At 53.4% G+C, this 14446-nt stretch carries 12 protein-coding genes; 5 read left to right on the top strand and 7 right to left on the bottom strand.

What is annotated here, in order from left to right; all coding sequences use genetic code 11:
• Positions 1 to 4: 4 nt before the first annotated feature.
• From MHI43_RS01890 to MHI43_RS01880, 3 genes are all read right to left on the bottom strand, one after another.
• Entirely contained in the window at positions 5 to 955 is a 951-nt protein-coding gene (locus MHI43_RS01890) for an ABC transporter permease (protein ID WP_036664799.1), read from the bottom strand.
• A 99-nt stretch (positions 956 to 1054) separates the two neighbouring features.
• Positions 1055 to 2653, bottom strand: coding sequence for an ABC transporter substrate-binding protein (locus tag MHI43_RS01885; protein WP_036664801.1), 1599 nt, complete (start codon positions 2651 to 2653; stop codon positions 1055 to 1057).
• Positions 2654 to 2966: 313 nt separating this feature from the next.
• Entirely contained in the window at positions 2967 to 3914 is a 948-nt protein-coding gene (locus MHI43_RS01880; protein ID WP_144374186.1) for a phosphotransferase, read from the bottom strand.
• 245 nt (positions 3915 to 4159) lie between these two features.
• On the opposite strand from MHI43_RS01880, the gene MHI43_RS01875 reads away from it, so the two are divergent.
• A complete protein-coding gene (locus MHI43_RS01875; RefSeq protein WP_036664802.1) occupies positions 4160 to 4783 on the top strand; it encodes a helix-turn-helix domain-containing protein in 624 nt (207 codons plus the stop codon).
• A 77-nt stretch (positions 4784 to 4860) separates the two neighbouring features.
• Here the strand turns inward: MHI43_RS01875 and MHI43_RS01870 are convergent, their stop codons facing one another.
• From MHI43_RS01870 to MHI43_RS01855, 4 genes are all read right to left on the bottom strand, one after another.
• Positions 4861 to 6000: a toxic anion resistance protein gene (locus MHI43_RS01870; RefSeq protein ID WP_036664804.1), complete on the bottom strand. Its 1140-nt coding sequence runs from the start codon at positions 5998 to 6000 to the stop codon at positions 4861 to 4863.
• 56 nt (positions 6001 to 6056) lie between these two features.
• Entirely contained in the window at positions 6057 to 7745 is a 1689-nt protein-coding gene (locus tag MHI43_RS01865) for a VWA domain-containing protein (RefSeq protein ID WP_012818582.1), read from the bottom strand.
• 15 nt (positions 7746 to 7760) lie between these two features.
• On the bottom strand, positions 7761 to 8504 hold the full coding sequence (locus MHI43_RS01860; RefSeq protein ID WP_012818581.1) for a hypothetical protein: 744 nt from the start codon (positions 8502 to 8504) through the stop codon (positions 7761 to 7763).
• Between the two features lie 432 nt (positions 8505 to 8936).
• Positions 8937 to 9779, bottom strand: a complete 843-nt coding sequence (locus MHI43_RS01855; RefSeq protein WP_036664805.1) for a MurR/RpiR family transcriptional regulator — start codon at positions 9777 to 9779, stop codon at positions 8937 to 8939.
• Positions 9780 to 9977: 198 nt separating this feature from the next.
• Here MHI43_RS01855 and MHI43_RS01850 point away from each other — a divergent pair, with 198 nt between their 5' ends.
• The 4 genes from MHI43_RS01850 to MHI43_RS01835 are packed head-to-tail and all read left to right on the top strand — an operon-like array spanning position 9978 to position 14417.
• A complete protein-coding gene (locus tag MHI43_RS01850) occupies positions 9978 to 10868 on the top strand; it encodes a hypothetical protein (protein WP_036664806.1) in 891 nt (296 codons plus the stop codon).
• Positions 10861 to 12819 carry an ABC transporter ATP-binding protein gene (locus tag MHI43_RS01845; RefSeq protein WP_036664808.1) on the top strand — a complete coding sequence of 653 codons (1959 nt, stop codon included), beginning with the start codon at positions 10861 to 10863 and terminating at the stop codon, positions 12817 to 12819. The genes MHI43_RS01850 and MHI43_RS01845 overlap by 8 nt, the downstream gene beginning before the upstream one ends.
• On the top strand, positions 12794 to 13603 hold the full coding sequence (locus tag MHI43_RS01840; protein ID WP_036664992.1) for an energy-coupling factor transporter transmembrane component T: 810 nt from the start codon (positions 12794 to 12796) through the stop codon (positions 13601 to 13603). Before MHI43_RS01845 ends, MHI43_RS01840 begins: the two co-directional genes overlap by 26 nt.
• Before the next feature lie 37 nt (positions 13604 to 13640).
• Complete coding sequence (locus MHI43_RS01835; RefSeq protein ID WP_036664809.1) at positions 13641 to 14417, top strand: PHP domain-containing protein; 777 nt, start codon at positions 13641 to 13643, stop codon at positions 14415 to 14417.
• The last annotated feature ends 29 nt before the right edge of the window (positions 14418 to 14446 follow it).

Raw genomic sequence — 14446 nt, 5'->3', positions numbered from 1 at the left:
TCTTTTATTTGCGATCCAATCGAACGCGCGGATCCACCGCGCCGTACAGCAAGTCGATGATCAAGTTGATGGTGACGTACATCAGCGTGACGACGAGTACCACCCCTTGGATCACCGCGAAGTCCCTTCTGGCAATGGAATTCAAGATCAATTGACCCAGACCGGGAATGTTAAATATGGCCTCCACGACCACCGCTCCCGTCACCAACGTGCCGAAGGTTTGTCCAATGACGGTCAGAATGGGCAGAAACGCGCTCCGAAACGCATGTTTGAACAGCACCTTCATTTCATGCAGGCCTTTGGATCTGGCTGTCTTGATGAAATTCAAATTCAGCACTTCCAGCATGGACGAACGGGTCATCCGCGTAATCAGGGCCGCCTGTATGGTTCCAAGGGAAATGCCGGGAAGAATCAGATACTTCATATGTTCCCATAGCCCGCTGCTAAGCGGTTCATATCCAGCGACCGGCAGCCACTGCAGCTTGACGCCCACGAACAGCATAAGGAACAATCCCAGCAAGAAGCTGGGCAAGGCCATGCCCAGCAAGGATATCCCCATCAATGTATAATCGGCGATGGACCCTCGCTTGTAAGCGGCGATAATCCCGAAGGGAATCGCGAGCAGGATCGCGATGACCTGTGCCAGAATGGCCAGCGATAGCGTGGGGGTAATATGCTCCGCAATGGCTTCGCTGACCGGCTGATTCATGAAAATCGAATCCCCCAGATCCCCCTTGAACACGTTGGCTACCCAGCTCGTATATTGTTCGAGTATCGGGCGGTCCAGTCCAAGGTCCTGATTCAGCTGCTCTATTTCCTCCTGCGACGCCTCCATTCCCAAGATGGCCGCCGCCGGATTCCCTGGCGTTATGTGGATGATCAGAAATATAGCGATGGTGACAACGGCCAGTACGGGAATCAGCGACAAAAGTCTTTTCGTAATATAAGCCAGCACGGCAAATCCCTCATTTGTACATGGTCTATGAATCCAATTTCAAAAAAGGAAGGTGTTATCGAAGTTACTCCGGTAACTTGTAACACCCTCCATATACGCTTACTTCGCTACTTTGGCATTCCAAACCACCGGTGCTTCGAACAGCTCGAAACCTTCAAGCTTCTTCGATGTGGCGACGACGCCATTATAATGGCCGATTACGGTGGAGGAAGCGAATTCGTACAGGAAGCCCTGCAGCTTCTCCCATTCCTGCTTGGCGGCTTCCGGCGTGGCTGCGCCGCGAATATCGATCAGCGCCTGCTTGACCGTTTCATTGTCGAGTCCGGCCCAATCCGGATTAACGGCCAGCAGCTGCGGCGGGGTAAGCTGATAGCCCGTGCTGGCAACAAAGATATCCCACTTGGAACGGTCGTTCTTCGTTTCCAGGAACGTCGGGAAATCGAAGTTCTCCACTTTTACGTTCATGCCGATCTGACGAAGCTGCTCTTGGATGACCAACGTAGCCGTGTACATCTCGTTATAATCCTTGGTCGTCAGCAGCGTGATTTCTTCGCCGTTATACCCGGCTTCTTGCAGCAGCTGCTTGGCCTTCTCCGGATTGGACTGGTTGTAATACTCCGCTCCGGCTTCGGTCGACCATTGGACTTGATTCGTATTCAGGTAACCCGGCGCCAAAGAGTACAAATCCGGCTTGGCGAAGCTCGCCAACATGATCTCCTCATTATTGAACGCGGCGAGAATGGCCTGGCGAATCTTCACGTCCTTTAACAATCCCTCGCTGGTATTGAAAAATGCCGTCAGGGCACCGCCAGGGAACGAGAGCAGGTTGATGTTGTTGTCGGCAGCCAGCTCATCATAGCTTTCGATCGGAATGCTGTCCGCCACATCGTACTGGCCGGTCTTCACGCCTGCAATGCGCGTCGAGTGGTCCGTGACGAAATGGAAGTACAGGTCTTTGGCGGGAGCTTCTTTTCGACCGTCAAATCCGCTTGGCTCCGCATCCGACACCTGCTGATAATCGTCGTTTCGCACCAAATGGATGTATTGATCCTGCTTCCATTCCTGAAATTTATAAGGTCCTGTGCCGATGTACTCCTTGATTCCGTCAGCCGGCGCTGCGTCCACGATCTCTTTCGGCATGATGGAAGGGAACTGCGCTTGCGATGCAATAAGAATCAACACGTCCGACGTAGGCGACTCTACGGTCAGCTTCACGGTATACGTATCGACGGCTTCGAATTTGGCATTCGTCAGCAGCACCTTCGCCCGGGACGAAGTCACCAGCCAGCGGTTCATCGAGGCTACAACATCCTCGGACGTCATCTCTTTCCCGTTGTGGAACTTCACGCCTTGGCGAAGGGCGAACGTATACGTTAAACCATCCTCGCTTCGTTCGACCGACTCTGCCAGAGCCGGTACGGGCTCATAGTTTGCATTCAGCGTGTAGAGCTGCTCGAAGATATTGCCGGCCGTATCCAGCGCAACCGCCGATACCGTCAAGGCCGTATCCAGCGTTGGCGGCTGAGCCGTAAGCGCGATGTTCAGCTCGTCTTTGTACTCTTGTTGTTCGGCTTGCTTCTCGCTTCCTTTGTCTTCGGCTGCGCCCTCTGCCGCCGGATCGGAGCCGTTGCCGCATGCCGCGATCAACAGCATCAGCACGATCGACGATAAGAGTAAACCTAACTTTCTGGCTTTCATTGTAATCCCCCCATGTAGTAGACATATGCATACGAATTGTATGCATCATGCTCTGTCAAAAAACTCGTAAAACAAACGCACCCCATAAATCTAAGTTATCTGGTAGGTTTAATAAGCTATGCACATACTAATAGATTCGCTATGGGCTGTCAATGCAATAATTGATCGCACTAGAATTAATTTCCTATTGGCGAAAATTAATAGATCTGAGTTGCAAGGACTTCGTTCCTCTCCATCGCCTTAACCGCCGCAGCCGGCCCTCCCCCGAAATATAAAAAAGCCCTGGTCCGTCTTTCGAACCAAGGCTCGTTTATTAAAGTGGCAGATCGCTTTGCAAAATCTTTTCCCTGCGCCCTTTCATATACCACTGTCCCCAGGGATGAAGTTTGTCGAAATTTCCGCGGCAGGCATGGAACAGCTTCATATACCGCCCCATTTCTCTCAGCTTCATGAAATAGGGGATTTCCCGAAGCCACTCCTCCTCCAGGCAACGCTCCAGACGGTATCCTTCCAGGAAAGGGATCAGGAATTTACCTCTGTCCGGATCGGCTCCTTCGGTCAAACCCGAGAAGAAGGCGGCGACGGCTATATCATCCACGAACCATGAATAACGACTCGCATCGAAATCAATCAGGCACAACGCATCCCCCTGGACAAAAAAATTGCCGTAATGAAAATCGGCATGAATCAATCCATAAGTCTCCCTAGAAACCGGGAGCTTCGATATATACCGGCACAAGGCTTGATAACGAGAGGCAATTCCCTTCTCAGACGACGGTAAATCGAGATGTCGAACCTTCTCTGCCTCGTACGACCAATTCGGCCGTCTCGTGAAGGGGTCCTGATGGATATACTCTTGGGTGATACGATGCATGCCTCCCATGAATTGGCCCATTCGCCTGTATAAATCCTCGCCGGCTTCGTTCTCCCCAACCGGACGCCCCTTGGCTTCCTCGTAACAGACCGCCGTATATTCCCGGTCCTCCATCCGGATCCGCTCCACAAGGTTCGCGGCTGCCGAATGGAGCGGCCTCGAAACGCAAACGCCCTTACTCCCAAGAAACTCTACCCACTGCACCTCCCCGGCAATCTTCGCATAGGGTTTGTGGGACTCGTCGGTCAAGCGCACATACACGGTCTTCTCGTCCCTTCGATAAGAACGGACAAGGCTGTGTTCGGAAAAATGCGTCTGGAGTCTATCCCGCTCCAAAAGTCCGAACCTGCTCGCAGCCGCGGCCATAAGCTCGCTCCGTCGTTCCAATTGCAGCGCCTCCCTTCAAGCCGGATGATATTGACATCAATGATGAATGATTTCTACAAATATGTAAGCGGCTCCTACATGCAAAGCCCGGTCCTCATGAATATTCCATTGAAATAACGCCATCAACAGCGGTCCTTGTGCCGGCCGCTTTTTCCGCCGATGTATACGCTCTTGTTGTCGTCAAAAGGGCGGGAGGATATAATACGGGTAAAATAAAATCGTCATGCAAGAAAGAGGGCCTTATTATGAATCCCGAAACCCGAAACGCCCGAACCCAACTCATCATCGAAGCAGCCGAGCGCGTATTTACACATAAAGGCATTGAAAAAGCCACCATGCAGGATGTAGCCACCGAGGCTGCCATGGGCGTAGCCACCGTTTTTCGTTTTTTTCCCCGCAAAGAGAAACTCGTCGTTGCCGTTGCCACGAAAATGCTGGAAACCGTTCTCGAGACCTTCCGCTCCGTCGCGGAACAGCCGATTTCCTGCATGGAGAAGCTGGAGCTGCTGTTTGACCACTTCATTTCCCTGCTGGAGCAGCAGACCAGCTCGAACGTCAAGCTGCTTGAGAACTTCGAGAGCTATGCGGCTCAGTTCACGGAGCCTCTTGAGGATATCGAGCTGTTTAACGCCGTCTACCGGGATATATCCCAGGTATTCTCGACCATCGTGGAGCAGGGCATCGAGGATGGATCGGTTCAAGCCGACCTTCCGATTGCCGAGACGCTGACCACCATCGTGAATACATTCGGCATTTTTGCCAGAAAGCTGTCCCTCCAGAAAAACATTCTGGTGGTCGAGCCGGACCTCGCGCCGGAGAAGCAGCTGGCGATTCTCAAGCACATTCTGCTTAATTATTTGCGGGCATAAGGGACTTGGAGCCAAGTAAAAAGAGTGCGCAGCATCACAACTGCACACTCTTTTCTTGTTGGTATCCCTGGCTTCTCCTACAGGCCCAGCTTCTGCCCCCGCTCCAGGCGCTGAATCTGCTGCTCGCCCGTGACCGCCAGCTCGCTGAACTGATGGATCGTCTCGCGCATGCGCGGGAGAGCCTCCTGCTTGTAAGTGCTGATGGAATCAAGCGCCGACAGCACATCCGTGAACGCTTGCTTCAAGGTATCGACGGAAATGCTCGTTTCCAGCGACTGCTTGTGGATCGCCGCACCTTGATCCTTCAGCATTTTGGAGGTGGCGCTGATCAGGTTGTTGGTGGTTTCGTTCAGCAGCTCGATTTTCTTCAGGACAATCTTCTGGTTGTAAAGGGCACTTGCGACCGTGACCGAAATTTTCAGCGCCGATACCGTTACGTTTCTTGCCCGATCCACACCACGGATTAACTCCTTGTTGTTCCGAATGACGACTTCTATGGCCATGATCCCCTGCTGGTTCACGACGAGCATCTGCTGCAGGTCCATCACGCGCTGGCGCAGCGGGAACAGCACCTCTTCGGTAATAAACCGGATTTTATCCTCCGACTCCTGCCGTATTTTGGCCGCCTCGACCTGGGATTCGATCTCTGCATCCATGAGCATGCCCAGCTGAATTTCCTTTTGCAGCTTTTTGGTGAGCTCGCGGAGGGTTTGCTGTTCAATCTCCAGCGTGGTGTTGTCGTTCTTTAATACGGTTTTTCCTTTATCCAGAGAAATGATGATGTCCGAAATGACGGCATCCGCCTTTTGGAACTTGGCAAAATATCGGCGCAGCGGGTTAAACACCATGCCCAGCAGCCCGCTCTTCGCAAAATCCACGACGCTCGGATCCAGATCCTTCAGCTGCAGCTGCAGTTCCGTTAACCCTTTGGCCACTTGACCGCCTTCGTCCCCGGTTTTCGATAATCTCCCCACCTGAACCTGCAGAAGCGCGTTCTTCTCCGAGGAGGACCTCATCGTGCTGATCCCAAAGCTGTCAATGGATTGCAGCACCTGTCTCCGTTTCTCGAGCGATTCGATATCCAGCTCCATGATGGCCTGCACATTGCTCGCTGCCAGTTCCTTCAGCTGCGTGACTTCTTCCGGCTCAGGCTTCACCTGCTCCTCGATTGCCGTCTTAATCTCTTCGGGACGAATGACTTCCATCGTAAATGACAATATAACCCCTCCTACAAGTTTCTGATATACCAGATTCACATCGTTATGAAAAATTGCTACATCTGCACATTCAGCAGCTGGCCGATTTTGTATACGACATCATCGGTATCGGCGTTGATGCTGGCAGCTTCATTGATGCTGGAAATGCTTTGGAGCGCCTGAATGTCGGCATTATAGCCAATCGTATACACCGGGATTTTGAAGGCTTGGATCAGTCCGCGGATATCGTCTAGGGAATGCCCGACGTTCGTTTCCCCGTCACTCAGCACAAAAATCAGGGGTTTCACGTCCGGATTCGCCGCCATCTCGTCCTGCAGCATCTTCATCGCCACGACGATGCCGTCAAAGGTCGCGGTATTCCCGCTGGCCTCGAGGCTGTTGATCGCACCGACAAACATCGACTGCTGATTCAAATCGTACTTGCCGATCGGAAGGTTGATCGTAACGTCCGTGGAATACGATACAAAGCCGATGCTGTTGTCCCGGCCCAGATATTTCTGTCCCGTCAACAGCGATTCCTTGAGACGGTTTAACGGCTCGCCGTCCATGCTCCCCGATACGTCCGCCACGAACACGGCCGCAACCGGCTTGTTGCCGTCCTTCTTCTCCTTCCACAGCTTCTGGGCGGACGGCAGCAGGCTGCTGTCGACGACCTCGAGCTCGGATTGGTAATCGTTAAGACCGTTGAACCCTTTTTTGTCGGCCATCTGCTGGTATTTGTCCTGCTCAACGAATTCCGCGAATTTCTTGATGATGTCCAGCTTCTCCTTCGGCAATTTCCCGAGCGCGTACAAAGGGCTGTCGTGCCTTACGCCAAACGGGGTAAAGACGTAACCGCTTTTCATATCCGCCGCGTTGACAAAGGTCTGATACTCCAGGACAAAGGCATCCAGCATGCCGGACTTCGCTGCATCGCGCATCTGGATCGTGGTGGAAGCCGTGAAAGGAACGTTCGCTTGGAATTTCTCGAAGCCCTGTACCGCCTTCTCACCCAGTATGTTGTTGCTGTCGAACGTTTCAAGGGCCGTGATCAGGAAGTTGAGACCCGTGGAGCTGGCAAAAGGATCCGTGTATCCCATCGCCAATTCATTATTCGCTATCGCATCCGTCAGCGTCTTGACGTTCAAGGAGCCGTACTTCTCCACCAGCTCGTCGTATTTGGCTTTTCGGGTGACGACGCCGGTGACGTTCCCCGTCAGGCGCTTGGATACCAGCTCGGCTTTGACGCCGTATTCCTTGACCATCTCCCCCCACAGCTCATTGGAAGGCGTAAAAGCGTCCGGCACGTACTTCCCGGATGTTATGTAATCGGTTGCGGTTCCCGAAGCGATATTGCGGATCTTCACGGATACCGGCTTGCCGTTCACTACCGGCTTGGATTTGTTGAATTCCTCTGCCACTTCGTTCAGCCATCCGTCAATGCCCGGTCCCGCCTTCTCCGGCGAGGAGAAAATCTCCACGTACAAGTCCGTCGTATTCTCGACCGAGATCGGGAACTTGGATATATCGGGCAGGGAATCCGCGACGGCCACCGGGTCCAGATCGACTTGGCCTTTGATGGGATCGGCTGTCGTGACAGTTATATCCTTGTAGATTTTGTTGATCTTTTTAGCCGCGCCTTCCGAATCGACCTCGGCTTGGCTTTTGCCCAGATTGGAGGTTAACGTGATCCCCGCGTACACTAGAACAAACACGACCACTGCAATGGCCACTAATACGACAAAGGCACTACCCTTGCTTCGCATAATCATCTCCCTCTCTTATTGCTTGTATAATTTGGTTTGCTTGATTAACGCATCGATTTCCTTCATGCACGGCATATCTTCCACATCCCGGTAATCGGTGCTGCCGAGCAAAGAGATCTCCAGCAGCAGCTTATCAAGCTTGAGCATGATTTCCTCGTTCGCCTCCAGATAACCGGTCACGTAAGCCAAGTACTCTTGGTATAACGCCGTTTTTTTCTGCGCCACCTTGCTGGACAGCTGGGAGGCTTTCGGCTGATCCGCCATGCGGGCGAAATCGGATGCGGCAAAGACGCCAAGCTTGTTCAGTATCCCTCTGATGTTGAGGTAGAACAGCTTCTCGACTTCATCGATGACCCCCATGAATTTCTTGTAACTGAGCTCCGTTGGCTGAAAACGCTGACCCAGAACGCCCAGCAGCGCGTTTCTCTTCTTCTCGATTCGCTCCAATTGGTCCAGGGCAAGAGCGATATCATTCTTCAGCACTTTCACGTTGCGGTAATGGTGAAGCGCCTCTATGTAATCCTCGCGGGTCTGAATCGTTTGGATCGGTTTTGCAGCCGGAGACTTGAACAACAAAACATAACTTCCATAAAAGAGTGCAAGCATGCTGACCACCCATACGGTGATGACCAGTGCAGACTGGAAAGCGTTATCGCCGCCGACTTGGAAGCCGAGCAGCCCGGGCGAAACCAGGACAATATTCACGATCGCGATAACCGCCATAAGCAGGAGCAGCTTCGCGGACTTCGAGCCATTCAAGAATTAACACCTCCCCTACTCCTATAGAGCGATGACTGATTCGACCTATAACCGCTTATAAAACATCCGTAAAAACATAGGTAATTAAAGGATATAACACATACTACGTCTCAATTCGAAGTTAGATGCATTTTCCTCTCCAGGCAGCCCTGCCGATATGTAATCCATTCATTTCTTTATCGGATTTTCACTTGGATAACATGATGCGGGCATGACCGTCCCGTGTTTAAGAAAGCCATGGCGAATACGCAGAGAACCGCAGCAAAAACAGAGGAGCCAAGCCGAGGCGAGCAAGTTCATAGAGGTAGGGTAACTATATCAAAATTACATAAATAATCCAATGGTTCTGCGACAAAAGACACAAAAAAAGTCCTTCAGGGCTTGCCTGAACGACTTCTATTATGGATGGCCTGCCGACGGGACTATAAACCTTCAAGCTTTGCCTCTGGGCAGCTTATCCGCATATCGGGTCCGCAACTCGCCCAAGTAATCCAGCTTGCCGAGCACCTTCTCTTTATTCAGCATGCCCATGCTCAGAATGAGCTGCTCGATCAGCAGCAATGGCGTCACCATGGAATGAAATTCGCCCATATCCCCCCGACTGACAAAAAAGGAGATCTGCGCCGGCGTTCCATACCGGAACTCCTCCCGGTCCGTGATCATGATCGCCGCATTCTGCACGCGGCTTACGCAGTCCAGGATGACCTCCGTTTCCGGGAGCATCCGAGTAAAGCTGAAGATCAGCACGACGTCTTCTCTTTCTACATGCGCGAGCGATTCCAGCAGTTCATGACCGCTGCCGGCCATGATTCGCACCGACATGCCAAACCGGGTTAGACGGTACGATAACAGCTCGCCCAGCGAGAGGGACGGACCAGGCGCATGCACATACACGCGTCTTGCCGAAGCCATTAGACGGGCTGCCTCCTCCAGCTCGTCCGGGCGGTTCTTCTCCATCGTGTCTTGCAGATGATGCTTCGCCTGTTCCAGCATTTTCGCGGGCAGACTGGACGCGTCCAGCCGGGATATCGTTTTTTCCAGCTTTATGGCAGGCGTCGTATCCGAGGATTCCCGCAGCTTCAGCTTGAACGCCTTGGCATTCTCGTGCCCGACGGCACGCCAAAACCGGGAAACGGTCGCGATGCTTGTGCCAAGCCTGTCGGCGATTTCCTGCTCGGTCATGAACAGCATCTCCTCGGGATTACGTTCGATAAAATCGGCGATTTTGAGCTGGCTCGGCGACAGCCCGGATGTATCGGGAAACCAATTTTTCAATGGTGATGCACTCCTTCTGCAATGAAATCCTCGTAATTGAGCATGAGTTCATCATACGCTGTGATTGTTATGTAAATTTTATTTCATGATTATATTTATGTAAAAAATATTACAATGCGTTGACATAGTACTCCGTTCATTTTAATAATCGCCTCCTATACTGATAGCAAATCCCATTCCCAAGGAGGCTTCTCTCTAATGGCAAGCAATTCACGGGTCTATACCCTGACCTCTTCGCAGAAAATGATGATTTTCGTGCTGTCCATGTCGCTGTACGGCCTGTCCAACATGTTCACCGAGCTCATTCCCGCGTTTCGCCTGGGTCCGATCGAGCTTTCGGTCGAATATTTCGCATTCATTCCCCTAACCCTCTGCATGCTGTTTCATCCTTTTTATGCTGCTGTAGGGGCTGCCCTCGGCGAAGTTATCTTCGGTGAACTGATGCTCGGGCAATTCGGCGGTCTCGGAGAGCTGGAGAAGTTTCTTACCTTCTCCTTCGCCATGTACGTTGCCGGCCGCTTGGTCAAAAACCCCCTCAGCCGCGCTCAGGTCGGCATCGCCGCCATGTCGGGCGTTATCATCCACCAGCTGTGCAGCTCTCTGGTGGATATCGGCAAGGTCTGGATCGGCGTCGAGGAATTCGAAGCCGTGCCGGGGCTTGCACAAAGCGTGGTCCTGGTCGAAGGCATCGGTTTCCTGAACGATGTGCTGTTCTCCGGCATTCTGTTCGCTCTTCTGCCTACATTATATCTGGTTCCAAGATTGTATGGAAAAATCGAGCCGCTGCTCGGCATCAAACCCCGCCAGAAGCTTACCCAATACGAAGCCGCCGGCATCGTCTCGCCCAAGCTGGTCCTGGTCGGAATCGTTTTGGCGCTGATTGCCTTCGGAGCGGAATCCCTTTCGGAAACGGACTGGAACCTCGGCGAGTGGGACAGCGGTTTTGCAGACCGGTTCGGCATCGGCGCGATCTGGATCAGCATCGGTGCAGCCGCCATCGTTGCTATTGCGGTACTGGCGTTCATGCGGGCCAGAAAAAACCGCAGCCTTCAAGAAGAGAAAATGCTGGAGAACCCGCCTTATGCTTAAGCCGTCCGTTCAAGACAACCCGGCCATCCGAATCGCAGGCGTCACCTTTGCCTATCCCGGTTCGGAGCAGCCTGTGCTGAAGGAAGCTTCCCTATATATTCGCCGCGGCAGCTTTACGGCGATCATCGGAGGAAACGGCTGCGGCAAATCCACGCTTTGCAAGCTGTTCAACGGATTGATTCCCCACTATTATTCAGGCGATTTCACGGGTACCGTCGAAATCTGCGGGGTTTCCGCCGAGAATCGGACGGTCTCCGAGCTGTCACGAATGGTGGGGTACGTCTATCAGGATTTTGATAACCAGTTAGTCCGCCCCACCGTCATGGATGAAGCGCATTTCGCTCCGCTCAATTACGGGCTCCCGGACTACCGGGCCATGGGCGCCAGGGCACTCGATATGTGCGGATTAACCCATCTGAAGGACCGCTATATTTGGGAGCTGAGCGGCGGGCAGAAGCATCTGCTCGCCTTGGCGGGAGCCCTCTCGCTGGAACCGGACATTCTGGTGGTGGATGAACCGGTATCCCAGCTCGATCCCCAGCACGCCAGGCAAGTATATGATGTGCTGCGCCAGTTAAATCACGTCCATGGAAAGACCATTATCGTGATTGAGCATCATGCGGAGTTTATTGCGGACTACTGCGAGGAAGTATGCCTGATGGAGCAGGGGAAGGTGCTGTGGCAGCGCCCGGTCATCAAAGCGCTGAACAGCCTTGATGATCTGGAGCGGCTTGGCATCCAGCCGCCCCAGGTGACCAAAGCCGCGGTACAGCTGTCTGCGATTCTGCTGAATGGCGGCATGGCTCCCGGCCGTCCGCAGGATGGACACTCGATAACGGTCGGCTCCGACTCTTACTCTATGGGGTTGTCCGGATATCAGCTTAAGCAGCCTTACCCTATTACGGCCGAAGAAGCAGAAGTCTATTTCGGAGAGCTTCTGCACAGCCTCGCGGATAGCCCAGCGCTGCTTGATCATCCATTAACCGACGCTAGAGCAGACGATGCTTCCCCCGCTGACACCACCGTGAAAAACCCGGATTCCGACCAGCGCCGCATCCTGAAGGGCGATGAATCAGAACGGCAAGGAGAGCATGGTGCACTGGTGGAGTTCCACCATGCCGTACTTCGCTACCGAACGATTCACAAAACGGAGTACGAGGTTCTTCGAGGCATTGATCTTCGCCTGTATGAAGGCGAACGCATCGCTCTTGTTGGCAACAACGGCGCGGGCAAATCGTCGCTTCTGAAGCTGATTGCCGGCATCGCCAAGCCTTCCGGCGGCTCTGTCTCTTTCATGGGCCGGAAAACAAAGGATGTATCGATGGAGCAAATATCCGCTAACGTGGCTTACGTCTTCCAGAATCCCGAGGATATGTTCATTGAAGACAATGTATATCAAGAAGTGGCCTACGGTTTGAAGAGCCGCCGTCACCCGGAAGCGGAGGATCGGGTTCATCGCATGCTGACCCATTTCCGGCTTCAGCCTCTCCAGGAACGGGATGCCCGTCTCCTCAGCGGTGGTCAGCAGCGCCGCGTATCCCTTGCTATTGGAGCTGCCATGATGCCCCGGCTGATTCTGCTGGATGAGCCGACGGCCAATCTGGACATGTCCACTCGTGAAGAGCTTCTGGATACGCTGCAGGAGCTGGAGGACCATGTCCGTACCGTTGTCATCGCCACCCATGATATGCAGCTGGTTCACGAATGGGCGACCAGAGTGATCGTCTTAAATCAAGGCGTCGTGGCCGGCGATGGCACCGTCTCCGAGATTTTCGCCGATTCGGAGCTTATTTCCCGGGCCGGGCTCGCACCGACCCAGATGATGGATTTATCTATAAGGCTGGGCGTCATGCCCCCGACCAGCTCGCCGGACGAGTTTGCCCGGCATATGGACGGCATTCTGAACGGAAAGGAGATTCACCGTCATGCAGCTAGTCCGCAACTGGTTTAACAAGATTTCGATTGAACGGATTCAGCTCGAGTTGATGAATACCGCCTACGGGAGCGGCCATGCCGCCCTATCCCGGCTCGATCCCCGATGCATGCTGATCTGGTACCTGTTCTTTGCCATTGCGCCCTGGTTTATTTCCAGCATTACCGTGCTGACCGGATTGTTTCTCATGATGGTGGTCACCACCATTCTGTCCCGGGTTACGCCGTTTATTATCGTTGTACTATGCCTGGGCCTGATCGGCCAGGTCGGATGGCTGTTTGTGGTGTCCCTCTTTTTCGGCGGGGACGTCAGCTCGGCGCTTCCGCTGCTGAAACTCACCTTAAAGCTGTCGGTTGTATCGCTTGCGAGCATTACGGTGTTCTCCGGCATGGATCCCGAGAAAATCAGCGACGGCCTGCTTGCGCTCGGCATGCCTGCCGCCTTCTCGTTCAGCTTGTCGTACGGCTATCGGATTCTCCCCGTATTGTTCGAAGAATTTCGACATGTGCTGCTTTCTTACCGGCTTCGGGGAAAAGCGCCGGAACATCCCGGTTTTCTCTACTGGCGGCTCGCGGCCTATTACATGAAGCTGCTGATGCTATCCTTTTTTCCTTTGATGCTGGCCACCGCCAAACGTTCCCGCACGACGGTAGAAGCGCTGGAGACCCGCGGGTTCTCCTACGGCATGAAGAATCCGGCTGCCAAGAAGCTGAAGCTGTCCCACCTGACCCTGTCGGCCCGGGATGCGGTGTTCCTGACCGGAACGGCAGCATATACCGCATTGTTGTTCTGGTTCGGCTGACCTTAAAATTACTGACTTCGACAAGGAGTGTTCGAATATGAAAATTGATCTCCATACCCACGCCAAATTGTCCAAAGCGTCCGATTTCTCTAAACATTATTATGAGGAGATGATCCGGGAGGCGCTGGACAACGGACTTGATGCGCTCGCTTTGACCGAGCATTTTAACACGCGCCATTTTGACGAGGTCTACCGGCAGCTTGACAGCATGTTCCCCTATAACGGCGAATACTACGATGCAGGCGGATTGAAGATCTTTCCGGGGATGGAAGTGGACATCCGGGAAACCGGCCACATTCTGCTGATCGGCCGGAAGGAGTTCATTCTGGAAACCCGCCGTCGCCTGGACGGGTATACGGAGAAGGGCGCCTTCATCCCTTTCGATGATCTGATGGACTTGGCCGAAGGCTTCCCGCTGCTCAAGATCGGAGCCCATCCGTTCCGAGAGAGCACGCCGCTCCGCCATCTCACGCGCAGCCAGTTGAGCCGCCTGGACGCCTTTGATCTCAATGCCAAGGATATGTACCAGTACGGCAGCGAAGCCAATCAAGATCAGGTTCAACGTTTCGCCGCCGATCTCGGCAAACCTGTTACGGCGGGAAGCGATACGCATCAATGCCTCCAATTTGGAAGCGTCTATAACGAGCTGCAAATGCCTTGCGAATCCGCTGCCGAGCTCAAGGATGCCATTATGCAAGGCGCTTACCAGATTCATGTCTCGGACAGCCTGCCTATTAAGGTCAAAGCATCCGTCATGCTGAAAAAGCTCATGAAGGAGATCATCCGCCTCCAGTCCCCCTCAGCCGTCATCTAGCTAGTGAAACGTGAACTACGCCAAAGTTC

Origin of the sequence: Paenibacillus sp. FSL H8-0457 (assembly GCF_038051935.1) — a bacterium.
In the GTDB taxonomy this organism is placed as follows: Bacteria; Bacillota; Bacilli; order Paenibacillales; family Paenibacillaceae; genus Paenibacillus_AQ; species Paenibacillus_AQ lautus_A.
This window is presented reverse-complemented; position numbering and strand designations above follow the sequence as displayed.